General features: G+C 68.1%; 20 protein-coding genes. 13 read left to right on the forward strand and 7 right to left on the reverse strand.

The annotated features are described in order from the left end of the window. Positions 1 to 4: 4 nt before the first annotated feature. From G5V65_RS12960 to G5V65_RS12970, 3 genes are all read left to right on the forward strand, one after another. On the forward strand, positions 5 to 1,135 hold the full coding sequence (locus G5V65_RS12960; protein WP_165050978.1) for a protein-glutamate methylesterase/protein-glutamine glutaminase: 1,131 nt from the start codon (positions 5 to 7) through the stop codon (positions 1,133 to 1,135). Next, entirely contained in the window at positions 1,132 to 2,862 is a 1,731-nt protein-coding gene (locus G5V65_RS12965; RefSeq protein WP_165050767.1) for a hypothetical protein, read from the forward strand. Before G5V65_RS12960 ends, G5V65_RS12965 begins: the two co-directional genes overlap by 4 nt. Before the next feature lie 121 nt (positions 2,863 to 2,983). Next, a complete protein-coding gene (locus G5V65_RS12970) occupies positions 2,984 to 3,469 on the forward strand; it encodes a cytochrome b (protein ID WP_165050769.1) in 486 nt (161 codons plus the stop codon). A gap of 22 nt (positions 3,470 to 3,491) precedes the next feature. Here the strand turns inward: G5V65_RS12970 and G5V65_RS12975 are convergent, their stop codons facing one another. Beyond that, positions 3,492 to 4,295: an alpha/beta fold hydrolase gene (locus G5V65_RS12975; protein WP_165050771.1), complete on the reverse strand. Its 804-nt coding sequence runs from the start codon at positions 4,293 to 4,295 to the stop codon at positions 3,492 to 3,494. Positions 4,296 to 4,389: 94 nt separating this feature from the next. Between G5V65_RS12975 and G5V65_RS12980 the strand changes: the two genes are divergently transcribed. Continuing rightward, positions 4,390 to 4,761, forward strand: coding sequence for a hypothetical protein (locus G5V65_RS12980; RefSeq protein ID WP_165050773.1), 372 nt, complete (start codon positions 4,390 to 4,392; stop codon positions 4,759 to 4,761). Here the strand turns inward: G5V65_RS12980 and G5V65_RS12985 are convergent. Both G5V65_RS12985 and glyA read right to left on the reverse strand, forming a co-directional pair. After that, positions 4,721 to 5,608, reverse strand: coding sequence for a DUF817 domain-containing protein (locus G5V65_RS12985; protein ID WP_165050774.1), 888 nt, complete (start codon positions 5,606 to 5,608; stop codon positions 4,721 to 4,723). The genes G5V65_RS12980 and G5V65_RS12985 overlap by 41 nt on opposite strands. A 261-nt stretch (positions 5,609 to 5,869) precedes the next feature. Next, positions 5,870 to 7,165: a serine hydroxymethyltransferase gene (gene glyA / locus G5V65_RS12990; RefSeq protein ID WP_165050775.1), complete on the reverse strand. Its 1,296-nt coding sequence runs from the start codon at positions 7,163 to 7,165 to the stop codon at positions 5,870 to 5,872. A 204-nt stretch (positions 7,166 to 7,369) separates the two neighbouring features. On the opposite strand from glyA, the gene G5V65_RS12995 reads away from it, so the two are divergent. The 3 genes from G5V65_RS12995 to G5V65_RS13005 all read left to right on the forward strand — a co-directional run bounded on the left by G5V65_RS12995 (position 7,370) and on the right by G5V65_RS13005 (position 10,312). Beyond that, complete coding sequence (locus tag G5V65_RS12995; protein WP_165050777.1) at positions 7,370 to 8,137, forward strand: NAD kinase; 768 nt, start codon at positions 7,370 to 7,372, stop codon at positions 8,135 to 8,137. Between the two features lie 340 nt (positions 8,138 to 8,477). Beyond that, the gene (locus tag G5V65_RS13000) at positions 8,478 to 8,861 is read left to right on the forward strand and encodes a hypothetical protein (RefSeq protein WP_165050779.1); all 384 of its coding nucleotides are present in this window, start codon (positions 8,478 to 8,480) and stop codon (positions 8,859 to 8,861) included. A gap of 59 nt (positions 8,862 to 8,920) precedes the next feature. After that, positions 8,921 to 10,312 (forward strand): PepSY-associated TM helix domain-containing protein, encoded by a 1,392-nt coding sequence (locus tag G5V65_RS13005; protein ID WP_165050782.1) that lies wholly within the window; start codon positions 8,921 to 8,923, stop codon positions 10,310 to 10,312. A gap of 198 nt (positions 10,313 to 10,510) precedes the next feature. On the opposite strand, the gene G5V65_RS13010 is transcribed toward G5V65_RS13005, so the two are convergent. The 4 genes from G5V65_RS13010 to G5V65_RS13025 form a co-directional block, all read right to left on the reverse strand. Further along, the gene (locus G5V65_RS13010) at positions 10,511 to 11,992 is read right to left on the reverse strand and encodes a sigma-54-dependent transcriptional regulator (protein ID WP_165050785.1); all 1,482 of its coding nucleotides are present in this window, start codon (positions 11,990 to 11,992) and stop codon (positions 10,511 to 10,513) included. Further along, the gene (locus G5V65_RS13015; RefSeq protein WP_165050787.1) at positions 11,989 to 12,369 is read right to left on the reverse strand and encodes an Hpt domain-containing protein; all 381 of its coding nucleotides are present in this window, start codon (positions 12,367 to 12,369) and stop codon (positions 11,989 to 11,991) included. Before G5V65_RS13015 ends, G5V65_RS13010 begins: the two co-directional genes overlap by 4 nt. Before the next feature lie 201 nt (positions 12,370 to 12,570). Beyond that, positions 12,571 to 14,463 (reverse strand): propionyl-CoA synthetase, encoded by a 1,893-nt coding sequence (locus G5V65_RS13020; RefSeq protein WP_165050790.1) that lies wholly within the window; start codon positions 14,461 to 14,463, stop codon positions 12,571 to 12,573. Positions 14,464 to 14,866: 403 nt separating this feature from the next. Beyond that, positions 14,867 to 17,158 (reverse strand): NADP-dependent malic enzyme, encoded by a 2,292-nt coding sequence (locus G5V65_RS13025; protein ID WP_165050792.1) that lies wholly within the window; start codon positions 17,156 to 17,158, stop codon positions 14,867 to 14,869. 138 nt (positions 17,159 to 17,296) lie between these two features. On the opposite strand from G5V65_RS13025, the gene G5V65_RS13030 reads away from it, so the two are divergent. The 6 genes from G5V65_RS13030 to upp all read left to right on the forward strand — a co-directional run bounded on the left by G5V65_RS13030 (position 17,297) and on the right by upp (position 23,192). Then, on the forward strand, positions 17,297 to 18,391 hold the full coding sequence (locus G5V65_RS13030) for a cupin domain-containing protein (protein ID WP_165050795.1): 1,095 nt from the start codon (positions 17,297 to 17,299) through the stop codon (positions 18,389 to 18,391). A 292-nt stretch (positions 18,392 to 18,683) separates the two neighbouring features. Beyond that, positions 18,684 to 19,076, forward strand: coding sequence for a cytidine deaminase (locus G5V65_RS13035; protein ID WP_165050797.1), 393 nt, complete (start codon positions 18,684 to 18,686; stop codon positions 19,074 to 19,076). A 1-nt stretch (position 19,077) separates the two neighbouring features. Next, entirely contained in the window at positions 19,078 to 20,385 is a 1,308-nt protein-coding gene (locus G5V65_RS13040) for a thymidine phosphorylase (RefSeq protein WP_165050799.1), read from the forward strand. After that, positions 20,385 to 21,581, forward strand: coding sequence for a phosphopentomutase (locus G5V65_RS13045; protein WP_165050802.1), 1,197 nt, complete (start codon positions 20,385 to 20,387; stop codon positions 21,579 to 21,581). Before G5V65_RS13040 ends, G5V65_RS13045 begins: the two co-directional genes overlap by 1 nt. After that, positions 21,581 to 22,567 carry an adenosine deaminase gene (locus G5V65_RS13050; RefSeq protein WP_165050981.1) on the forward strand — a complete coding sequence of 329 codons (987 nt, stop codon included), beginning with the start codon at positions 21,581 to 21,583 and terminating at the stop codon, positions 22,565 to 22,567. Before G5V65_RS13045 ends, G5V65_RS13050 begins: the two co-directional genes overlap by 1 nt. Next, on the forward strand, positions 22,560 to 23,192 hold the full coding sequence (gene upp / locus G5V65_RS13055; protein WP_165050803.1) for a uracil phosphoribosyltransferase: 633 nt from the start codon (positions 22,560 to 22,562) through the stop codon (positions 23,190 to 23,192). Before G5V65_RS13050 ends, upp begins: the two co-directional genes overlap by 8 nt. Positions 23,193 to 23,217: the final 25 nt, after the last annotated feature.

Raw genomic sequence — 23,217 nt, forward strand, 5'->3', positions numbered from 1 at the left:
GGCCATGATCCCCCATCCCAATCCGGCATCCGGCGGCCCCACGGCCGTCAAGGTTCTGATCGTGGACGATTCCACCTCGGCCCGGGCGATGCTGCGGGCCATCGTGGAAAGCGATCCCGCCCTGCGGGTGAGCGGGCTCGCCGCCGATGCCTATGCCGCGGCCAAGCTGATGCAGACCGACCTGCCCGACGTGATCCTGCTGGATCTGGAACTGCCGGGGATGGATGGGGTGACCTTCCTGAAGAAGATCATGGCGCAGCGGCCCATTCCGGTGGTCGTCTGTTCCGGCCTGACGGCGCGGGGATCGGAGCAGAGCCTGGCCGCGCTGGAGGCGGGGGCGGTGGAGGTGATCCTGAAGCCCGGCGCGGGCGATGCGCAGGCGCGGGCCGAGGCGCAGCTGCGCATCTGCGATGCGCTGCGCGCGGCCAGCCAGACGCGGGGGGCGCGGGCGCTGGCGGGTGCGGCGGGGCCGCGGCCGCAGGCGGCCAAGCTGACGGCGGACGAGATGCTGCCCCCACCCAACCCGGCGCGCGTGGTGCCGGTGACGGAGCCGGTGGTCTGCATCGGATCCTCGACCGGGGGGACCGAGGCGCTGCGCGCGATCCTGACCGCGCTGCCGCCCGATGCGCCGGGCATCTGCATCGTGCAGCACATGCCCGCAGGCTTTACCGCCGCCTTCGCGCGGCGGCTGGACGGGCTGTGCCAGGTGAAGGTGTCCGAGGCGGTGGATGGCGCCGTGCTGCGGCAGGGCGAGGTGCTGATCGCGCCGGGGGACCAGCACATGATGCTGCGCCGCCTGCCTTCGGGCTATCGCGTCACCGTGGCGACGGGGCCCTATGTCAGCCGGCACCGGCCTTCGGTGGATGTGCTGTTCCGGTCGGGCGCGACGGCGGCGGGGCGCAATGCGATGGGGCTGATCCTGACGGGGATGGGCGATGACGGCGCGCGCTGCCTGGGCGAGATGCGGGCCGCGGGCGCGATGACCGTCGCGCAGGATGAGGCGAGTTCCGTCGTCTACGGAATGCCGCGCGAGGCGGTGCGGATGGGCAGCGTGACGCAGTCCATGGCGCTGGACAGGATGGCGGCGGCGATCATGGGCTTTGCCCGGCGCCACAGGGCAGAGGTGCAGGCATGACGGCGGGCAGGATGGGCGCGGGCATGGCAACGGGCGGGGCTGACGCCCTGCAGCCGGTGCTGCGCATCACCGAGGACAGCTTTGTCGCCGCAGGCGACGCGCTGGCGCGCGGCATCGACATCCTGCATGCGACCGAGGCGCAGTTCGCGCGGCTGGATCAGGGGCTGGGCGATGCGGCGGGGGCGGAACTGGGGCGGCTGATCACGCGGACCTTCGGCAATGTCGCGACGATCCGCGCCGATTTCGACGGCTTTCTCGCCCATAGCGATGCGCTGCGCGGGGCGGTGCGCGCCGTGCGGATGGAGGTGGCCGATCTGGACCGCGTGGTGCGGACGATTTCCAACGTGTCGATCAATGCGCGCATCCAGGGCAACGGGCTGGTGCCGCCGCGCCCGCAGGTGAATTCCTTCATCGAGCGGCTGGCCGCCATGTCGCAGGAGGCGGAGGCGATCCTGCAGGAGGTGAAGGAGGCCATGGTCGGGATCGGGCATGACACCGGCGCGATGGAGGCCGCCCTGCAGGACTTGCGGCAGGAATTGCTGCTGCATGTGCTGCCGACGCTCAGCCGCTTTGCCGCGATTGCCCAGCGGGTGCAGGACGGCCGGGCCGAGATGGCGCGCACCAGCGGCGAGCTGGCGGCGCGGATGAAGGCGATATTTGCCGAAGTGTCGCGGCTGGTCATGGCGCTGCAGAGCGGGGATGCCACGCGGCAGCGGTTGGAGCGGGTGCAGGAGGTGCTGGGCGAGGCCGAAGCGGCGGGGGCGGAGCCGGGGCTGGAGGCGGTGCTGGTTGATCTGGCGCGGGCCCTGGCCGAGGCGGCGCGGACCGAGGGCGATGGCGAGGTGGCGGTTTCCGTCGCGGCGCTGGAGGCGGTGCAGGCGCGGGCCGATCAGGCCATGGCCGCGGCGCGGCAGGTCTATCTGGCGCAGGCGGGTGTGGGGCAGGCGGGAGGCGGCAGCGATGCCGAGGGGCTGGAGGCGAGCCTTGCGCGCGTGCAGCGCCATCTGGCGGCGATGCGCGGCCGGGCCGAGGCGCTGGGCGGGCGGCTGGATGTGATCCTGAAGCATGAGGCGACGATCCGGCAGATCGCGCAGAGCGTGCGGCTGTCGGGGCTGAATGCGGTTCTGATCTGCGCCAAGCTGGGCGAAGAAGGGCGGTCGCTGCGGGAACTGGCGCAATGGCTGCGGACGCTGACGGATGAAAGCGATGCCATCGTGCAGCGCCTGCAGGGCGATCTGGCGCAGACGCGATCCTGCGCCGAGGCGGCGGGCCAGGCCGGGGTGGACCATCTGGAAGCCTCGCTTGCGGTCTTCATCGGCGATGCCGGGGCACTGAATGCGGCGATGGGGCGGATCACCGCGCTGGTGGCCGAGGCAGCGCAGGGCTTTGACGCGGCGGGGCGGGAATTGCCGATGCGGCTGGGCCAGGCTGCGGCCAGGCTGGGCGAGTTCCGCGCGGCGCTGGGGGATGTGGCGGCGCTGGGCGGGGTGCTGGGCCTGCGCCGGCTGATGCTGGCCGATCCCGCGCTGCCCCTGCCCGAGGGCGGCGCCGGGGCGGCGGTTCTGGCGCGGCTGCGCGCGCGCTGCACCATGCAGGCCGAGCGCGAGATCCTGGATCGCGTCACGGCGGCGGGCCGGGGCGCGGCGGTGCAGGCCATGCCCCCCGCGCCGGTGGCGGTGGCTGCGGCGGCGACGGACGAGGATCTGCTGGACGACATCCTGTTCTGAGCGCCACGCGCGCGACGGAAGCGCGCGGTTGCGGCGTTCAATGCCCGGGACAGGCCGTTGCCCGCTGGCGCGGCTGGCCCAAGCGGGGCATGCTGCCCCTGTCAGCACAGGAGAGGGGCCGATGGCACCGAAGGGATATTCACGAAGCCAGATCACCCTGCACTGGGTCATCGCGGGGTTGATCGCGGTCAACCTGATCTTCGAGGACTGGATCAAGGCCGGCTGGCGCGCGATCGAGACGGGCGGCGCGCCGGTCTATGATGCCGGGGCGCTGGCCCATATCGGCATCGGCGTGGCGGTGCTGGTGCTGGTGGCCTGGCGGCTGGGCCTGCGGCTGATGCGGGGCGTGCCGGACCTGCCCGCGGATGAACCCGCCGTGATGAAACTCGCCGCGGTCCTGGGGCATGCGGCGCTTTATGCGCTGATGATCGGGGTGCCGGTGCTGGGGCTGCTTGCGTGGTTCTGGGCATCCGAGGACCTGGCGGAACTGCATGAGCTGGGCAAGCCTGCCTTTGTCATCCTGATCCTGGGCCATGTCGGCGCGGCGCTCTGGCATCAGTTCATCCGCAAGGACGGGCTGATGAACCGGATGCGGCGGCCGGGCTGAGGGCCGGTCAGGCGCGATCAGATCAGGCGCGATCGGGGGCGGTCAGGAAGACGCGGACCGTCTCTTCGAATTCGCGCGGCTTCTCGGCATGCAGCCAATGCCCGGCATCGGGGATGCGGGCAAAGCGGGCGGCGGGAAAGTGGTGGCGGATCGTGTCGCGGTGTTCGGGGCGGACATAGTGGCTTTGCGCGCCGGTCAGGAAAAGCGTGGGATGGTCGAAGCGGCCTTCGGTGCCGGGCCAGCCGACGATATGGGGCATCTCACCCTCAAGCACATCAAGGTTGAGCCGCCAGCGCGGCCCGCCCTCGGCCTTGAGATCCAGCGATTGCAGGAAGAAGGCGCGCAGGCCCGGATCCTCGATCAGGGCGGAAAGGCGGTGGTCGGCCTCGGCCCTTGTGGTGAGGTTGGCCAGATCCAGCGCGCGCATCGCGTCGATATGGCGGGTCTGGTCATGGGCATAGGCGACGGGGGCGATATCGGCGACGATCAGGCGGCGGATCAGATCGGGTTCGGTCAGGGCAAGCTGCATCGCGGCCTTGCCGCCCATGGAATGGCCCAGAAGATCGGCCGGGGCGCCGATATGGGCGATCACCTCGGCCAGATCGGCGGCGAGATCGGGGTAGCGGTGGCGGGCGGCGCGGGGGCTTTCGCCATGGTTGCGCATGTCCACCGCCCAGACATCGCGGATATCGGCAAGGCGGCGGGCGATCACGCCCCAGTTCCGCCCCGAGCCGAACAGGCCATGCGCGATGACAAGCGGCGGCGCGGCCACGCTGTCGGCATCGGTGGCGGGCCGGGTGGCGGGATGGTGGATCAGCTTCAGCATTGTTTCGCCTTCGTCACCCGGTCGTTTCCATCCGCCCGGTTTTTCCGCCCCAGTCTTGCCGCTATCCTGCCACAATCCATTAAGGGGTATTAAGATGTCTGCCAGCGCGATCATCATTCTTCAGAAAGCCAATCGCCTTGCCGAGTTGCTTGAGGAACGGGCGGGCGTCAAGGGGGCGACGTTGGAGGCGCGGCTGGGCCGGGCCGGGCGGATCCTGATGGGCGAGGCGCGGGCCGCGGGCTGGCGCATCGCCGTGGCCGAGCGCAAGGCGCGGGCGGGCGAGTTGCTGGATGTGGATCCGCAGCGCTTTGACGAGGATTACCGCGTCTGCCTGCGCCATCTTCAGGCGGTGGAGCCGGGCCATCCGGGCCTGCCCCCCATCCGCGGCGCGCTGCAAAGCGGGGTGACGGCCGTGCTGTCGGTGGTCATCCTCTATCTCGGGCTGGCCTTTGCGGGGCTGATCTGACGGCGGGGGCCGCGCCGCCAAGGGCCGCGCGGCTGACCAGCGTCACCGTCACGAACGAGACGTAAAGCAACAGATACCACGAGCCGAGCTTGCCCAGGCCCACCATCTGGCCGGGCAACTGGCCGGAATAAAGCCAGGTGCCGGTGGCGGTGCCGACATTTTCCGCGATCCAGAGCGCGAGGCTGGCGAGGAAGGCCGCCAGCGGCATCGGCATCCAGAGCGGGTGATCGGTCACGCGGAACCAGACGCGCGTCCGGGCGAAAAGGACCAGCGTCGCCGCGAAGAGCAGAAGCCGGATATCGGGCAGGAAGTGGTGGGCAAAGAAGTTGCCATAGATCGCCACCGCCAGCAGGACCGTGAAGGCGAAGGGCGGATAGGGGGTGAAGCGCATGTCGAAGATGCGGATCACCCGGGCGATATAGCTGCCCACGGCGGCATACATGAAGCCGGAGAACAGCGGCACGCCCATCACCTTGAACAGGGCGGGTTCGGGATAGCCCCAGGATCCGGCGGAAACCTTGAACCATTCCATCGCCGTGCCGGTCAGGTGAAAGAGCAGGATCACCCGCGCCTCTTCCCAGGTTTCCAGCTTTTTCCAAAGAAACAGCGCCTGCGTGGCGATGGCGAAAAGGAAGAGCGCGTCATAGCGGTGCAGGGTCCAGCCCGGCTGCCAGATCAGGTGGCTGGCGATGATCGCGGCCAGCATCAGCCCGCCGAAGAGGCAGGCCCAGCCCTGTTTCAGCACGAACATGACGAATTCGGCCAGCGCATGGGGCAGGCGGGCGCGGGCCCAATCCCCCAGGCGGCGTTCGAGGTTGCGGGTGCCGGGGGCGGGGGATGGGGTCATGGATCACTCGGGACAGCGAGATGTCTGGGCGGGGGCGCAGGGGGGGCGATTTCTGACGCAGAAATCGCGGCGGAAAATGACGCATTTTCCGGGGGCGCGCCCAGGGAGCGAGGGGTGGTCTGTTTGCGAAAGGGGCAGGGATTTTCCTGAAAATCCCTGCCCTTGCCCTGATCGGGTGCCCCGGATGCGATGCCGGGTGCCACCGGTTTTTGTGTCAAAAACCGTTCCGGAAAATGCGTCATTTTCCGGCACGGTCGGGGATTACAGATCCGGGTAGATCGGGAAGCGCTGGCAGAGGGCCTCGACCTCGGCCTTCACCTTGGCCTCGACCGCGCTGTTGCCGTCTTCGCCGTTGGCGGCAAGGCCATCGACGACTTCGGTGATCCAGCGGGCGATCTGGCGGAACTCCGCCTCACCGAAGCCGCGCGTCGTGCCTGCGGGGGTGCCCAGACGGACGCCCGAGGTGATGGTGGGCTTTTCGGTATCGAAGGGGATGCCGTTCTTGTTGCAGGTGATATGGGCGCGGCCCAGGGCCTTTTCGGTGGCATTGCCCTTCACGCCCTTGGGGCGCAGGTCCACCAGCATAAGATGCGTGTCGGTGCCGCCGGTGACGATGTCGAGCCCGCCCTTCATCAGCTCATCCGCCAGCGCCTTGGCATTGGCGATGACCTGTTTCTGATAGGTGACGAAGCCGGGTTGCAGCGCCTCGCCGAAGGCCACGGCCTTTGCGGCGATCACATGCATCAGGGGGCCGCCCTGGATGCCCGGGAAGATGGCGGAATTGACCTTCTTCGCGATCTCTTCGCTGTCGGTCAGGATCATCCCGCCGCGCGGGCCGCGCAGGGTTTTATGCGTGGTGGTGGTGGCGACATGGGCATGCGGGAAGGGCGAGGGGTAGAGGCCCGCCGCCACGAGGCCCGCGAAATGTGCCATGTCCACAAGGAGATAGGCGCCGACCGAGTCGGCGATTTCGCGCATGCGCTTGAAATCGATCACCCGCGGGATGGCGGAGCCGCCGGCGATGATCAGCTTCGGCTTGTGCTCGGCCGCCAGTTCGGCGACCTGGTCATAGTTCAGTTCCAGATCCTGCTTGCGCACGCCGTATTGCACGGCCTTGAACCACTTGCCCGACTGGTTGGGGGCCGCGCCATGCGTCAGGTGGCCGCCCGCATCGAGCGACATGCCGAGGATGGTGTCGCCGGGCTGGATCAGCGCCTGGAACACGCCCTGGTTGGCCTGCGAACCGGAGTTCGGCTGCACGTTGGCAAAGCCGCAACCGAACAGCTTGCAGGCCCGTTCGATCGCCAGATTTTCAGCGATATCAACGTATTGGCAGCCGCCATAATAGCGCTTGCCGGGATAGCCTTCGGCATATTTGTTGGTCATCACCGACCCTTGCGCTTCCATCACGGCGCGGGAGACGATGTTTTCCGAGGCGATCAGTTCGATCTCGTGCCGCTGGCGGCCAAGTTCCTGGGTGATCGCGCCGAAGAGTTCGGCATCGCGGGTGGCGAGCGGTTCGGTGAAGAATCCGGTGTCGCGGTGGGGGGCGTTCATGGGCACTCCTCATGGCGGAATTCGCGGGCTTGGGCTGCATCTAGCGCAATGGGGGCAATGCGGGAAGGCAGGAAAACGACTCCAAAGGCGCACGGTGCGAAATAAATGTGCGCATCGGAACTTATGTCGCGGATCGGAACGGGGGTTGAGTTTGCGCCAAGCCGCCCGCAAGACTGCGGGGCAGGATCAGGGGAGGTTGGGCCGATGGCCTTTTCACGCATCGCCTTCATGGCTTCGACGGCATCCGCGGCGACCGAGGCCCTGCGGGTGCTGACGGCGCGTTACGGGCAGGTGCCGCTGGAGAGGGCAGATGTTGTGGTGGCGCTGGGGGGGGACGGCTTCATGTTGCAGACGCTGCATGAAACCCAGGCGCTGGCGCTGCCCGTTTACGGGATGAATTGCGGCACCATCGGCTTTCTGATGAACACCTATGCCCCCGGCGACCTGCCCGCGCGGCTGGCGGCGGCGGAAGAGGCGGTGATCCATCCCCTGCGGATGCAGGCGCTGGATGTGGAGGGCGCGCGGCACGAGGCGCTGGCGATCAACGAGGTGAGCCTGCTGCGCGCGGGGCCGCAGGCGGCGAAGCTGCGGGTCAGCGTCGATGGACGGGTGCGGATGGAGGAGCTTGTCTGCGACGGGGCGCTGGTGGCAACGCCTGCGGGATCAACGGCTTACAACTATTCGGCGCATGGGCCGATCCTGCCCATCGGGGCGGATGTGCTGGCCTTGACGGCGATGGCGGCCTTTCGGCCAAGGCGCTGGCGCGGGGCGCTGATCCCCAGCACATCGGTCGTGCGTTTCGACGTGCTGGAGGCGGAGAAGCGCCCGGTCATGGCCGATGCCGACAGCCGCGGATCGGTGCGGGGTGTTGCAAGCGTCGAGGTGCGGTCGGAGCCGGGGGTGCGGCATCGCATCCTGTTCGATCCGGGGCATGGGCTGGAAGAGCGGCTGATCAACGAGCAATTCGTCTAACCCGCGGGGAACGCTGCATTCATTTTCGCGATTCCGTCCGGAGGGCGTGCCGCGCCCGGTGCAGACGGGCAGTGCAGCAGCCGGTGCAGACGCGCGCGCGGGTAGGGCTGCGTTAATCATGGCAGGCGGGGGGATGAGTCGGGCCGGGTGCCGGGCCAGCCCGGCGCCCCGGACGTGAGCCGGGGCCTGTGGGCGGTTCTGGGTGGTTCGGGGCGGTTCGGGGCGGTTCGGGGAGGCCCCGGGTCAGGCCCGGGGCGGGCGCGCGGGGGGGCTTTCACGTCCATCCGTGATGCCCCCTTGATCGGGGGCGGAGAGTTGCGTTAGCGCTGTCGGCATGTGGATGCCGCGCTTTCCATCGGTGATGCGGGCCGTGATGGCCCTTCTGCTGGGCCTTGCGCTGGTGGGCGCAGGCGCGGCGCATCGCCCGCTGGAGCGGCCCGCCGAGGCGGCGGCGATGGCGGCCTTCCTCGCCTCGGGCGGATCGCTGGCCGATCTCTGCCATGATGCGGGAAGCCCGGGGCATCGCAACGGGCATGGCGCGATGGAGTGCCCGGCCTGCGTCTTGCAGAAATGCGCGATGGCGGCGGCAGGGATGGCCCTGCCCGCCCCCGTGCGGGGGCGGCTGGTCCTGGCGCTCTGGCCTGTCACGCGCGGGCAGCCGGTTCCCGACGATCCGCTGATCCTGCCCCCGGCGCGGGGCCCCCCGGAGACGACCTTTTCCTGATGCGATCTTCAGGCTGCCGCGTGGTGCGGCGGCCAGCTCATGGACAAAGGATGGATCCCATGGTTTCCACAACGGAAGATGTCGCCCGCGCGGCGACGGAACGGCGCTATTTCACGGTCTGGCGCTGGCATTTCTACAGTTCCCTTTACGTGTTTCCCTTCCTGATCATGCTGGCGGTGACCGGCCTGATCATGCTGTGGATTTCGGCCCTGACCGAGATCAATGGCGAGCGGACGGTCATCCAGCCGGGCGATGCGCCGCTGGCGGTATCCGCCCTGCAGGCGGCGGCCGAGGCCGCCATTCCCGGCGGCGTGGCGGGGGCCTATATCGAGCCGATGGCGGCGGACCGGGTGGCCGTGTTCCGCGTGGCGGGCGAGGCGGGCGAGATGACGGTGGTCATCAATCCCTATACCGCCGAGGTGGTGGAGACCTTCCCCTGGCGGGCGGGCTGGTATGATTTCGCGACCGAGATCCATGGCACGCTGCTGATCGGCGATCTGGGCGACTGGCTGATCGAGGCGGCGGCCTCGCTGGGCGTGATCCTTGTCGTGACCGGCCTCTGGCTGCATTGGCCGCGCCGGGGCGCGGGCTGGCGCGAGGCGCTGTTGCCGAAGGTTGCCTTCTCGTCGCGCGGGGCGTGGAAGGCGCTGCATGGTGCGGTGGGGATGTGGATGTCGGTTGTGCTGCTGGTCTTCCTGATTTCGGGCCTGAGCTGGGCCGGGATCTGGGGCGGCAAGATGGTGCAGGCCTGGTCGACCTTTCCGGCCGAGAAATGGGATGCGGTGCCGCTGTCGGACAAGACCCATGCCGAGATGAACCATGGCGCGGAGAAGAGCGTGCCCTGGGGGCTGGAGCAGACGCCGATGCCGGAAAGCGGATCGCTGGCCGGGGTGCAGGCGGTGGCCGGGCCGGTGGATATCGACGGCGTGGCGGGGTTTGCGCGCGGCCTCGGGTTCGACGGGCGGTTCCAGATCGCCCTGCCGGGCGACGAGACCGGGGTCTGGACGATCAGCCATGACAGCATGTCGAATGACGGGCCGGACCCGAGCGCGGACCGGACGATCCATATCGACCAGTATACCGGCAATGTGCTGGCCGATGTGGGCTATGCCGATTACTCCCCCTGGGCCAAGGCCATGGCCTATGGCATCGCCTTCCATGAAGGCGACATGGGGGTGTGGAACATCGCGCTGAACACGGTCTTCTGCCTGTCGATGATCTTCCTGCCGGTATCGGGGCTGGTGATGTGGTGGAAGCGGCGGCCCGAGCGGGCCTTCCGCCTGGCCGCGCCGCCCGCGCCGCAGGGTCTGGCCTTCTGGTGGGGGGCGGCGGCGCTGATCGTGGTGCTGGGGCTGGCCTTCCCGCTGGGCGGGGCGGCGATCGCGGCGGTGATCGTGCTGGATCTGGTGCTGCTGCGGCAGGTGCCGGCGCTGCGGCGGGTGCTGTCGTAAGCCGAAGGCTTGCGGTGCGGCCGTAGGGCGGGGTTGACCCCGCCCTATGTCTTTTTTTTGGGGGGGGGTGGCGGGGTGAACCCCGCCCTACGGCGTTGCGCGGGGTGGGCAGGGTATGGCCGGAGCGGGGGCGCGTGGCGGGGTGAACCCCGCCCTACGGGTGTTCCGCATGGTGACCCCGCGCGCGCCGGGCCTGGCTTACTTCCAGCCGTCGATCTTGCGGTAGAGGGTGGAGGGTGCCAGTTCGAGGATGCGGGCGGCCTTGGGGACCGAGCCGTCGAAGCGTTTCAGCGTGGCCTCGATCACCAGGCGTTCGATTTCGGCCAGTGGCTTGCCGATCAGCGCATCGAGGGCGGGTTCCCGGTCCTGCCCGTCGATGGCAGGCAGAGGCGGCGCGGGGCCGGGCTCATCGGCCACGATATCGGGCAGCATCTCGGGCGTGACGAGGCCGCCTTCGTTCATCACCACCACATGGCGGATCACGTTCAGCACCTGGCGCACATTGCCGGGCCAGGGCAGGCGGCGGAAGAGGGCCTCTACCTCGGGCGAGAGGCCGTCGAAGCGACGGCCCTCTTCGGCGGCAAAGCGGGCGAGGGCGGTTTCGGCGATCTCGATCACGTCGTCGCCCCGGTCGCGCAGGGGCGGCATGTGGATCGGCACGACATAGAGCCGGTAGTAGAGATCCTCGCGGAAATGGCCGCGGCGGACGGCGTCGAGCGGATCCTGGTTGGTGGCGCAGACGATGCGGACATTCACCTTGCGCGGCCGGGTGGCGCCGACGGGCTGCACGGTGGAGGTTTGCAGGAAGCGCAGCAGCTTGGTCTGCAGGGCGGGGGCCATCTCGCAGATTTCATCCAGGAAGAGCGTGCCGCCATCGGCGGCGGCGGCGGCGCCCGGCTTGTCGGAGATGGCGCCGGTGAAGCTGCCCTTCACATGGCCGAACACCTCGGATTCCAGCAGGTCCTGCGGGATGGCGCCGCAGTTGAGCGCGATGAAGGGGCCGGAGGCGCGGGGGGAATATTCATGCACGGCGAGGGCGCAGAGTTCCTTGCCGGTGCCGCTTTCGCCGGTGATGAAGACCGTGGCCATGGAGCGCGCGACGGAACGGATCATGCCCTGCAGGCGCGCCATGCGTTCGGAGGAGCCGACGAAGGCGGTGGCGGGGCCGGGGGTGGTGGCGTTGATGGGGGCGGGAGGCGGTGGGGGGGCGGCCTCGCTGCGCGGGATCGGCCTGGGCGCTTCGGGCGTGCCGGGGCGGCGGGTGGCGGGCCGTGCGAGGCGGGGGCGGCCCGCCGCGCGGCCGGCGAGGGCATTTTCCACCGCGCCGAGGAAACGGGTTTCGTCGAAGGGTTTGACCAGGAATTCATAGGCCCCGGCGCGCATCGCCTCGACCGCCTTGTTGATGGAACCGTTGGCGGTGATCACGATGACGGCGGTTTCCGGGCGGAGGGCGAGCATCTCCTGCATGAGGTCGAGCCCGTCGCGATCGGGCAGCATCAGATCGAGCAGGACCACCGTCGCGCCGGTATCGCGAAAGGCGGAGAGCCCCTCGGCGGCGCTGCCCGCGCTGCGCACGGCATGGCCTGCATGGGTAAGGACGGAGCGGTAGACCATCTGGAGCGAGGGCGTATCCTCGATCAGCAGGAGGGGCGGCTGGGGCGGGGAGGCGGCGGTGGTCATGCGACGACCCCGTGGCCTGGCAGGCGCAGGCCGACAAGCGCGATCAGGCCGGTGAGATCGGCCTCGAGCGGCGGCAGCAGGGCGGCGGCGCGGCTGCAGTCCTGATCATGGGCGGCGGTGTTCATCTCGATGGCGAGGCCATGCAGGCGCATCGCGCCGATGGTGCCTGCCAGCGAGATCAGCACATGGGTCTGGCGGCGGATCTGCGGCCAGTCATGGGGCGGGGGGAGGGCGGGCAGGAGAAGGGACGCGACCGCGACGAGATCGGCATGGATCTGCTGCAGCAGGCGCGGGGCGGTTTCCGGCCCGGCCAGAACGAGGATGTCGTGCAGGGCCGTGCTGGTGCCGAAGATGCCGGTCGGATCGTGGCCGGTCATTGCGGCGCGCGGCCCGCAGGGCCGCCCCCCCGGCGGGGGTAGGGGCAGGCGCAGGGGCCCCGCCGCGCGGGGCCGGTCGCTGCAAGGGGCGAAGCCGTCTGTTCCATGCGCCAAGACTATCCGCATGGGGCGGCTTGTCCAGTCCGGCATGCCCTACCCTTCCCGCAGTAGGCCCGCGCCCGCGGACCGGTTCAGGCGGGATCAGCCGCGGGCGAGGCCGAGCCCCTGCAGCGCGGTGCGGATCTCATCGAGGATGGCCGGATCGTCGATGGTGGCGGGCATCTTGAACTCTGCCCCGTCGGCGATCTTGACCATGGTGCCGCGCAGGATCTTGCCCGAGCGCGTCTTGGGCAGGCGGTCCACCACCACGGCGCGCTTGAAATCGGCGACGGGGCCGATCTTTTCGCGCATCAGGGCGACGCATTCCTTGACGATTTCTTCGGCCGGGCGGGTGCAGCCCTTGTTCAGGCAGAGGAAGCCCAAGGGCGACTGGCCCTTGAGATCGTCCGAGATGCCGATGACGGCGCATTCGGCGACATCCTTGTGGAAGCCCAGCACCTCTTCCATCGCGCCGGTGGAGAGGCGGTGGCCCGCGACGTTGATCACGTCATCGGTGCGGGCCATGATGTAGAGATAGCCGTCTTCGTCGATATAGCCCGCGTCGCCGGTTTCGTAATAGCCGGGGAAATGGGCGAGGTAGGATTTGCGGAACCGGTCCTCGGCGTTCCAGAGGGTGGGCAGGGTGCCGGGGGGCAAGGGCAGCTTGATCGCGATGGCGCCGAGTTGGCCGGGGGCGACGGGGTGGCCGCCTTCATCCAGCACCTGCACGTCAAAGCCCGGCATGGCGACGGAGGGGGAGCCCACCTTGATGGGAAGCTGTTCGATGCCAAGGGGGTTGGCCGCGATGGCATAGCCGGTTTCGGTCTGCCACCAGTGATCGACCACCGGCACATTCAGGTGGCGCCCGGCCCAGTTGACGGTATCGGGATCGGCGCGTTCGCCGGCAAGGTAGAGGGCCTGGAGGTTCTTCAGGTCATAATCCTTGACCAGCAGCCCTTCGGGATCGTCGCGCTTGATGGCGCGCAGCGCGGTGGGGGCGGTGAAGAAGGCGCGGACCTTGTGTTCGCTGATGACGCGCCAGAAGGCGCCCGCATCGGGGGTGCCGACGGGTTTGCCCTCATAGACGATGGTGGTGCAGCCCGCGATGAGGGGGGCGTAGCAGATATAGCTGTGGCCCACGACCCAGCCCACGTCGGAGGCGGCCCAGAAGACATCGCCCACGCCGCAATTGTAGATGGCGCGCATCGTCCAGGCCAGCGCCACCAGATGGCCCGCGGTGGGGCGCACCACGCCCTTGGGCGCGCCGGTGGTGCCGGAGGTGTAGAGGATATAGGCCGGGTGGTTGCCTTCGACGGGTACGCATTCAGCGGGGTCTACGCCATATTGGAAGGAATGCCAGGCGACGTCGCGGCCTTCGATGAGTTTCGCCACTTCCTGTTCGCGTTGCAGGATCACGCAGAAATCGGGCTTGTGCGCGGCCATGTCGATGGCGGCGTCGAGGAGGGGTTTGTAATGGACGACGCGGTTCGGCTCGATCCCGCAGGAGGCGGCGAGGATGGCCTTGGGGGTGCAGTCGTCGATGCGGACGGCGAGTTCATTGGCGGCAAAGCCGCCGAAGACGACGGAATGGATCGCGCCGATGCGGCCGCAGGCGAGCATGGCCTCCAGCGCCTCGGGGACCATGGGCATGTAGATGATGACGCGGTCGCCCTTGCCCACGCCCCTGGCCTTCAGCGCGCCTGCGAGGCGGGCGACGCGGTCCTGCAATTCGGCATAGGTGATGACATGCTTGGTGCCGGTGACGGGGCTGTCATGGATGATGGCGGGCTGCTTGCCGCGGCCGGCGAGGACATGGCGGTCGACCGCGTTCCAGCAGGTGTTGACGCTTGCGTCGGTGAACCATTCGTAAAGCGGCGCACGGGTGGCGTTCAGCGCGGTGGTCGGGCGTTCGACCCAGTCGATGGCCCCGGCGGCATCGAGCCAGTAGCCTTCGGGATCGGCCTTCCATTTCGCATAGAGTTCACGGTATGCCATTGTATGCCCTCCTCCACGAGTTGGGGTTTGTTACGCGACGGGGGGCGGTTCGCGCAACGCTGTTACCGGGAACATCAGGCGGCTGCGGCAATTTGTTTTGCAGAATCTGCTGTAGATGGCTGCAAATTTTTGCAAATCATGGGGGATTTCGCGGCGCGCCGCGAAAGGCGGGCCGGTTTGCAAACTTCCCGGCGACTCACTTTGCATTGATGCCCCCCTCTCCCCGGCCCTCTCCCCCCGGATCGGGGGGAGAGGGAGGGGTGCTGTTCCAGGCCGCGGCGCGTGGGGGCGGTGGATTGGGTATTTGGGCCAGGACGAAGGGGCAATCCGCGCGCGGGTCGAAGGCCGGGGGAAGCTCCCTCTCCCCCCGCTTGGGGGGAGAGGGTTGGGGAGAGGGGGGGCCTCAGCCGTAATGCGCGACGGGGGTTCCGGCGAGCGCCGAGATGTTCAGCAGGCCGCGCGCGGTGATGGCGGGGGTCACGATATGGGCCTTGTTGCCCATGCCCATCAGGATCGGCCCGACTTCCAGGCCGTTGGCCTTCATCTTCAGGATGTTGCGCGTGGCGGCCGCCGCATCGGTGGTGGCGAAGACAAGGACATTGGCCGCGCCTTCCATGCGGGAATTGGGCAGGAGCCTGTCGCGCAGGGATTGGTCGAGCGCGGAGTCCACGTTCATCTCGCCTTCATAGCAGAAGTCGGGTTCGCGGGCATCGAGCAGTTCCAGCGCGGCGCGCATCCGCTGGGCGGCGGAATTGTCCATGTTGCCGAACTGGCTTTGCGTACAAAGCGCGATCTTGGGCGTCAGGCCGAAGCGGCGGACATGGCGGGCGGCGCCGATGACGCTTTCCATGATCTGCTGGGGCGAGGGTTCGGGATTGACCTGGGTGTCGGCGATGAAGAGCGGGCCGTCTTCCAGGATCATCAGCGAGAGCGCGCCGACGGGATGCAGGCCGCCGCGGGCAAGCACCTGGCGGATGTAGTTCAGATGCCAGTGATACTGCCCGAAGGTGCCGCAGATCATGCTGTCGGCTTCGCCACGATGCACCATGATGGCGGCGATGGCGGTGGTGTTGGTGCGCATGACGGCCCGCGCGATATCGGGCGAGACGCCGCGCCTTGCCATCAGATCGTGATAGGTGCCCCAGTAATCGCGGTAGCGGGGATCGTTTTCCGGGTTCACCAGATGCACGTCGCGGCCCGGGCGGATGGGAAGGCCCGCGCGTTCGCAGCGCATCTCCACCACTTCGGGGCGGCCGATCAGGATGGGGATGTCGTTGGTTTCCTCCATCATCGCGTGCGCCGCGCGCAGGACGCGTTCATCCTCGCCCTCGGCAAAGACGATGGTGCGGGCGGCGATCTTCGACGCCTCGAAGACCGGGCGCATGATCAGGGCGGATTTGAAGACCGAACCGTCCAGCCCGCGCTTGTAGGCATCAAGATCGGCGATGGGCCGGGTGGCGACGCCCGACTCCATCGCAGCCTTCGCCACGGCGGTGGCGACGACGCCGATCAGGCGCGGGTCGAAGGGTTTGGGGATCAGGTAATCCGCGCCGAAGGAGAGTTTCTCGCCGGAATAGGCGGCGGCGGCCTCGGCGCTGGTGGTGGCGCGGGCCAGCGCCGCGATGCCTTCGATGCAGGCCAGTTCCATCTTCTTGTTGATCACGGTCGCGCCCACATCCAGCGCGCCGCGGAAGATGAAGGGGAAGCAGAGGACGTTGTTGACCTGATTGGGGAAATCCGACCGACCCGTGGCGATGATCGCATCGGGGGCCACGGCGCGGACCTGATCGGGCAGGATCTCGGGCGTGGGGTTGGCGAGCGCAAAGACGATGGGGCGGGGGGCCATCTTCGCCACCATCCCGGGCGTCAGCACGCCGGGGCCGGAAAGGCCGAGGAAGAGATCGGCCCCCGCGATGACATCATCGAGCGTGGCAGGGGTGGTGCCCTGGGCGAAGGCCTCTTTCTGGGCGGTCATCTGGTCGTGGCGGCCCTCGTAGACCAGCCCCGCCAGATCGCAGAGCCAGACATTCTCGCGCTTCACGCCGAGGTTGAGGAGCATGTTCAGGCAGGCGATGCCTGCCGCCCCCCCCCCGGTGGAGACGACCTTGATATCCTCGAACTTCTTGCCCGCCACGATGAGCGCGTTGGTGGCCGCCGCGCCCACCACGATGGCGGTGCCGTGCTGGTCATCGTGGAAGACGGGGATGTTCATCCGCTCGCGGCAGAGTTTTTCCACGATGAAGCAGTCGGGGGCCTTGATGTCTTCAAGGTTGATCGCGCCGAAGGTGGGTTCGAGGGCGCAGACGATCTCGGCCAGTTTCACCGGATCGGGTTCGTTCAACTCGATGTCGAAGCAGTCGATATTGGCGAATTTCTTGAAGAGGACGGCCTTGCCCTCCATCACCGGTTTTGACGCCAGCGCGCCGATATTGCCAAGGCCCAGCACGGCGGTGCCGTTCGTCACCACGGCAACAAGGTTGCCGCGCGCGGTGTAGCGGGATGCGGTGGCGGGGTCGGCCTTGATTTCAAGGCAGGCCTCGGCCACGCCCGGCGAATAGGCGCGGGACAGGTCGCGCCCGTTGGCCAGCGGCTTTGTCGCGCGGATTTCCAGTTTTCCGGGCTTGGGAAATTCGTGATAATCCAGCGCCGCCTGGCGCGCATTGTCGCGACCGTCGCCCTTGGCCTGTTCGTCCATCCTGCCCTCCGCCCGTTTGTTCAACGTTAAACTACTTTCCGCCGAACCATTTCCCGTTCTTTCCAATAGGCGTTTTCGGGACGTCTTGCAAATCCCGGAAGGGCGCGGCCATTCTGGCCCGGCAGAGCGGAGGGCGAGATGTTTGAAGTCAAAGGCGAAACCCGGGCCGAGATGCGGCTGCCCACGCAGGAATTGCGCGAGGACCTGCCGTTCTGGACAAGGCGGCTGGGGTTCCGGCTGGACATGATCTATCCGGCCGACGATCCGCAGGTGGCGGTGCTGTCGGGGCACGGGTTGCGGCTGCGGATCGAGAAGGGCGCGCAGGAACATCCCGGGACGGTGCGCATCCTGACCGATGAGGAAGGATTCGCAGGGGGCGAGCGGCTGCTGATCGCGCCCAATGGCACGCGGGTGGAGATCGACCGGGCGAATCCGCCGCTGGTGCTGCCGCGCACGGAACATGCCTTCGTGGTGCGCAGGCTGGCGGAACAGGCGCCATGGATCATCGGACGGGCGGGGATGCAGTATCGCGATCTGGTGCCGTCGCGGCTGGGCGGCGCGATGATCGCGAGCCATATCCGCATCCCCGATGGCGGGCCGGTGCCGGACATGGTGCATTTCCACAAGGTGGGATTCCAGCTGATCTTCTGCATCAATGGCTGGGTCGATGTGGTCTATGAGGATCAGGGCCCGCCGATCCGCCTGACCGCCGGGGATTGCTTCATCCAGCCGCCGGAGATCCGGCATCGGGTGCTGCATGCGAGCGACGGGATCGAGGTGATCGAGATCGGGGTTCCGGCGGAACATGTCACCGAGATCGACCACGAGATGGAATTGCCGACGCCGCATCTGCGCCCTGACCGCGAATGGCAGGGGCAGCGATTTGTCTATGACAAGGGGGCGGAGGGGGTGTTCCGGCCCTTCCGGCTGCCGGGCTTCGTGGCGCGGGATACGGGGATCTGTGACGCGACGAAGGGCGTGGCCTCGGTCATGGTGGCGCGGCCGGATGGCGGGGAAACGGTCTGGACGAAACATGGGGGGGATATCCTTTTCACCTTCGTGATGGCGGGCAGCTTCACGCTGGAGGGCGAGGGGAAGGATCCCTTCCGCCTGTCGCCCGGGGATGCCTTCGTCATCCCGCCGGGGATGGCGACGCGCTACGGCGATCCGACCAAGGATCTGGAACTGCTGGAGGTGACGCTGCCGGGCCGGCCCGCGACCGTGCCGCTCTGACCAAACCGGCGGAGTTTGCGATTTTTCTGCGAAAAATCAGGGGGCTGTCTGCCCCCTCTTGGCCTGCGGCCAATTCACCCCCGAGGATATTTCAGGAACAGATGAAACAGGGGCGAGGGTTCTTTGTTCATCTGTTCGGCAAATATCCTGCAGGGGGTGAGGCGCGGCACGCGCCGAGGGGGACGCAAAGTCCCCCAGATTTTTCGCAGAAAAATCGTCCCTTCTTGCCATTCCGGCGCGGGGCTTCCATCCTGTGACCGGATGGTCAGGATTGCCGAAGGAGCCCGCGCCCATGTCCCTGCTTGCTGCTGCGACGGAGGTTCGTGAAAGGGCCTATGCGCCCTATTCCCGCTTCAAGGTGGGGGCTGCCCTGCGCACGGTGGAGGGGGCGGTCTTTGTCGGCTGCAATGTCGAGAATGTCGCCTACCCCGAAGGCACCTGCGCCGAGGCGGGGGCGATTGCCGCCATGGTGGCGGGGGGGGGCGCGCGGATTGCCGAGCTCTGCGTGATTGCCGACAGCCCCGATCCGGTGCCGCCCTGTGGGGGCTGCCGCCAGAAGATCGCGGAATTCGCGGCGCAGGATGTGAAGGTCACGCTTTGCACGACGGATGGGAAATCCCGCGTGATGACGGTGGCGGAACTGCTGCCCGGCGTGTTCACCGCCGCGCATATGGACCGGGCGTAAGGTGGACGCGCGGGGGATCATCGCGAAGCTGCGGGATGGGGGGAAGCCTTCGTCCGAGGAACTGGGGTGGTTCGCGCGCGGGCTGGCCGATGGCACGGTGAGCGATGCCCAGGCCGGGGCCTTTGCAATGGCCGTGCTGCTGAAGGGGCTGGGCGAGGCGGGGCGCGTGGCGCTGACGCGGGCGATGCGGGATTCGGGGCATGTGCTGCACTGGGATCTGAACGGGCCGGTGGTGGACAAGCATTCCACCGGCGGGATCGGGGATTGCGTGTCCTTGCTGCTGGCGCCGGCGCTGGCGGCCTGCGGGGCCTATGTGCCGATGATCTCGGGCCGGGGGCTGGGCCATACCGGGGGGACGCTGGACAAGCTGGAGGCCATTCCGGGGTTCCGGACGGGGCTTTCGGAGGATCAGTTGCGCCGCCAGCTGGGCGAGGTGCGCTGTGCCATCGTGGCGGCCAGCGCCGAGATCGCCCCTGCCGACCGGCGGCTTTATGCGATCCGCGATGTCACCTCGACGGTGGAGAGCGTGGATCTGATCACCGCCTCGATCCTGTCGAAGAAGCTGTCGGCGGGGCTGGAGGCGTTGGTTCTGGATGTGAAATGCGGCTCTGGCGCCTTCATGGACACGCTGGAGAAGGCCGAGGAACTGGCCCGCGCGCTGGTGTCCACCGCGCAGGGGGCGGGCTGCATGACGGCGGCGCTGATCACCGACATGAGCCAGCCGCTTGCCACGGCGGCGGGCAATGCGCTGGAGGTGATCGAGGTGATGGAGACGCTGACGGGAACCTCGGTCAATGCCGCGCTGTGGGATCTGACGGCGGCGCTGGGGGGTGAGGCGCTGGCGCTGGGCGGGTTGGCGGCGGATGCCGAGGATGGCGAGGGGCGCATCATCGAGGCGCTGGAGAACGGGCAGGCGGCGGAATGGTTCGGGCGCATGGTCGCGGCGCAGGGGGGGCCTGCGGATTTCGTGGAGCGCTGGCCGGACCGGCTGCCCGCCGCGCCGGTGGTGGTGGAGGTGCCCTGCGGGAGTGACGGGTTCATCGCGGCGATCGACGGGCGGGCGCTGGGCGAGGCGGTGGTGCATCTGGGCGGGGGCCGTTTGCGCGAGGGCGACCGGATCAACCCGTCCGTGGGGCTGAGCGATCTGGCGGGGCTGGGGGAAAGCGTCGCGCGGGGGGTGCCGCTGGCGCTGATCCATGCGGCGGATGAGGCGGCGGCGGAGCGGGCTGTCCGGGCGGTGGAGGCGGCCTATCGGGTGGGCTCCTCCGCGCCGGAGGAGCCGCCGCTGGTTCTGAAACGGGTGGGATGATGGCGCGGGCCTTTCTGATCGTGATGGATAGCGTGGGCTGCGGCGGGGCGCCGGATGCGGCGGAATTCGGCGATGCGGGGGCCAATACGCTGGGCCATATCGCGGCGGAATGTGCGGCGGGCCGGGCGGAAGAGGGGCGGAGCGGGCCCTTGCGCCTGCCGAACCTGGATGTGCTGGGGCTGGGGGCGGCGATACGGCTGGCCTCGGGGGCCGAGGCGCCGGGGCTGGAGGCGGTGCCTCTGGGCCACTGGGGCGCGGCGACGGAGGTGTCGCGGGGCAAGGATACGCCGTCGGGGCATTGGGAATTGGCGGGGGTGCCGGTGCCATGGGACTGGACCTATTTCCCCGATGCGGTGCCGGCCTTCCCGGAGGATCTGGTGGCGGAGGTGTGCCGTCTGGCGGGGGTTTCGGGCATCCTTGGCAATTGCCATGCCTCGGGGACCGAGATCATCGACCGGCTGGGGGCAGAGCATCTGCGGACGGGCTGGCCCATCTGCTATACCAGCGCGGATTCGGTGTTCCAGATCGCCGCGCATGAAGAGGTGTTCGGGCTGGAGCGGCTGGTGGCCCTGTGCCGTGACCTTGCGCCGCGCCTGCACGCCATGAAGGTGGGGCGGGCGATTGCGCGGCCTTTCCTGGGGGAGCCGGGGAGTTTCAAGCGCACGGGGAACCGGCGGGATTTCGCCATTGCGCCGCCCGCGCCCACGCTGCTGGATTGGGTGCAGGGGGCGGGGCGTGTGACCCATGCCGTGGGCAAGATCGGCGATATCTTCAGCCATCGGGGGATTTCCCATCTGCACAAAGGCAAGGATGACATTGCCCTTTTCGATCATCTGGACAGGCTGGGGGCCGAGGCGGAGGAGGGTTCCTTGACATTCGCCAACTTCGTGGAGTTCGACACGAATTTCGGCCATCGCCGCGACGTGGCGGGATATGCGCGGCAGCTGGAATGGTTCGATGCGCGGGTGGGGGCCTTTCTGGCGCGGTTGCGGCCCGGCGATCTGGCGGTGTTCACCGCCGATCATGGCAATGATCCCACCTTTCGCGGCACCGAACATACGCGCGAGCGGGTGCCGGTCGTCTGTCATGGCGTCGGGTCGGGGTCGTTTGGCCTGCGCGGCTTTGTCGATGTGGGGGCATCGGTCGCGGCGCATCTGGGCGTGGCGGCGGAAGGGCCGGGGAGGAGTTTCCTGTGATCACCGACCTGCCGAAGGTGGAATTGCACCTGCATCTGGAAGGCGCGGCGCCGCCCGCCTTCATCCGGGGGCTGGCCAAGGAGAAGAAGGCCGATATCGGCGGCATCTTCGACGAGCGGGGCAATTACAAATACAAGGACTTCTGGGATTTCCTGAAGGTCTATGAGGCGGCGACCTCGGTGCTGACCAGCCCCGAGGATTATGCGCGGCTGACCTTGGCGGTGCTGGAGGAAAGTGCTGCGTCGGGGGTGGTTTACAGCGAGACCTTCCTGTCGCCCGATTTCTGCGGCGGGCGGGATGTCGGGGCCTGGCGGGAATACCTGCACGCGATGCGCGAGGCGGCGGACAGGGCCGAGCGCGACATGGGGATCACCCTGCGCGGGATCATCACCTGCATCCGGCATTTCGGCCCCGACAAGGCGCGCGAGACGGCGCTTTGCGCGGCGGAAACGGCGGGGGATTGGATCGTCGGTTTCGGGATCGCCGGGGATGAGAAGGTGGGCAAGCCCAGGGATTACCTCTGGTCCTTTGACTGTGCGCGCGAGGCAGGGTTGCGGCTGACGGCGCATGCGGGGGAATGGGGCGGGCCGGACTCGGTGCGCGATGCGGTGCGCGATCTGGGGGTGGAGCGGATCGGGCATGGCGTGCGGGCCATCGAGGATCTGGCGCTGGTGGATGAACTGGCGGAAAAGGGCATCGTGCTGGAGGTCTGCCCGGGATCGAACATCGCGCTGGGGATCTATCCCGGCTGGCGGCAGCATCCCATTGGCGAATTGCACCGGCGCGGGGTGAGGGTGACCATCTCGACCGATGATCCGCCCTTCTTTCACACCACCATGGCGCGGGAATATGATCGGCTGAATGCCGCCTTCGACTGGGACGAGGGGGTTTTTGACGGCATCGCGCGCACCTCGCTTGACGCGGCCTTCTGCGATGGCGATACGCGGGAGCGCATCAGGAAGAAGCTGGAGGCCCGGAATGCTTGACCATCTGACCGTCGTGACCCATCCGCTGGTCCAGCACAAGCTGACGCTGATGCGCGAGAAGGACACCTCGACCGCGTCCTTCCGGCAGTTGTTGCGCGAGATCAGCCTGCTTCTGGCCTATGAGGTGACGCGCGAATTGCCGATGACGACCAAGCGGATCGAGACGCCGCTTTGCGAGATGGATGCCCCGGCGATCGAGGGCAAGAAGCTGGCGCTGGTGTCGATCCTGCGGGCGGGGAACGGGCTGTTGGATGGTATCCTGGAACTGATCCCGGCGGCGCGGGTGGGGTTCGTCGGCCTTTATCGCGACCCCGAGACGCTGCAGCCGGTGCAATATTACTGCAAGCTGCCCGAACAGCTTGAGGATCGGGTGACGATTGTCGTCGATCCGATGCTGGCCACGGGCAATTCCAGCGCGGCGGCGGTGGATCTGATCAAGTCGAAGGGCGGGCGGAACATCCGGTTCCTGTGCCTTCTGGCCGCGCCCGAAGGCGTGGCGCGGATGCAGGCGGCGCATCCGGATGTGCCCATCGTGACGGCGGCGCTGGACAGTCATCTGAATGATCACGGTTACATCGTGCCCGGACTAGGCGATGCGGGCGACCGCATGTTCGGCACAAAATAAAGTAACGGCCCCCCTTTACCCGGAA

This window comes from Paragemmobacter kunshanensis (assembly GCF_011059185.1).
GTDB lineage: Bacteria > Pseudomonadota > Alphaproteobacteria > Rhodobacterales > Rhodobacteraceae > Paragemmobacter > Paragemmobacter kunshanensis.

Coding starts and splice junctions, on each gene's coding strand:
- G5V65_RS12960 (WP_165050978.1), top strand. CDS start 5: ATGATCCCCCATCCCAATCCGGCATCCGGCGGCCCCACGGCCGTCAAG.
- G5V65_RS12965 (WP_165050767.1), top strand. CDS start 1,132: ATGACGGCGGGCAGGATGGGCGCGGGCATGGCAACGGGCGGGGCTGAC.
- G5V65_RS12970 (WP_165050769.1), top strand. CDS start 2,984: ATGGCACCGAAGGGATATTCACGAAGCCAGATCACCCTGCACTGGGTC.
- G5V65_RS12975 (WP_165050771.1), bottom strand. CDS start 4,295: ATGCTGAAGCTGATCCACCATCCCGCCACCCGGCCCGCCACCGATGCC.
- G5V65_RS12980 (WP_165050773.1), top strand. CDS start 4,390: ATGTCTGCCAGCGCGATCATCATTCTTCAGAAAGCCAATCGCCTTGCC.
- G5V65_RS12985 (WP_165050774.1), bottom strand. CDS start 5,608: ATGACCCCATCCCCCGCCCCCGGCACCCGCAACCTCGAACGCCGCCTG.
- glyA (WP_165050775.1), bottom strand. CDS start 7,165: ATGAACGCCCCCCACCGCGACACCGGATTCTTCACCGAACCGCTCGCC.
- G5V65_RS12995 (WP_165050777.1), top strand. CDS start 7,370: ATGGCCTTTTCACGCATCGCCTTCATGGCTTCGACGGCATCCGCGGCG.
- G5V65_RS13000 (WP_165050779.1), top strand. CDS start 8,478: ATGCCGCGCTTTCCATCGGTGATGCGGGCCGTGATGGCCCTTCTGCTG.
- G5V65_RS13005 (WP_165050782.1), top strand. CDS start 8,921: ATGGTTTCCACAACGGAAGATGTCGCCCGCGCGGCGACGGAACGGCGC.
- G5V65_RS13010 (WP_165050785.1), bottom strand. CDS start 11,992: ATGACCACCGCCGCCTCCCCGCCCCAGCCGCCCCTCCTGCTGATCGAG.
- G5V65_RS13015 (WP_165050787.1), bottom strand. CDS start 12,369: ATGACCGGCCACGATCCGACCGGCATCTTCGGCACCAGCACGGCCCTG.
- G5V65_RS13020 (WP_165050790.1), bottom strand. CDS start 14,463: ATGGCATACCGTGAACTCTATGCGAAATGGAAGGCCGATCCCGAAGGC.
- G5V65_RS13025 (WP_165050792.1), bottom strand. CDS start 17,158: ATGGACGAACAGGCCAAGGGCGACGGTCGCGACAATGCGCGCCAGGCG.
- G5V65_RS13030 (WP_165050795.1), top strand. CDS start 17,297: ATGTTTGAAGTCAAAGGCGAAACCCGGGCCGAGATGCGGCTGCCCACG.
- G5V65_RS13035 (WP_165050797.1), top strand. CDS start 18,684: ATGTCCCTGCTTGCTGCTGCGACGGAGGTTCGTGAAAGGGCCTATGCG.
- G5V65_RS13045 (WP_165050802.1), top strand. CDS start 20,385: ATGGCGCGGGCCTTTCTGATCGTGATGGATAGCGTGGGCTGCGGCGGG.
- upp (WP_165050803.1), top strand. CDS start 22,560: ATGCTTGACCATCTGACCGTCGTGACCCATCCGCTGGTCCAGCACAAG.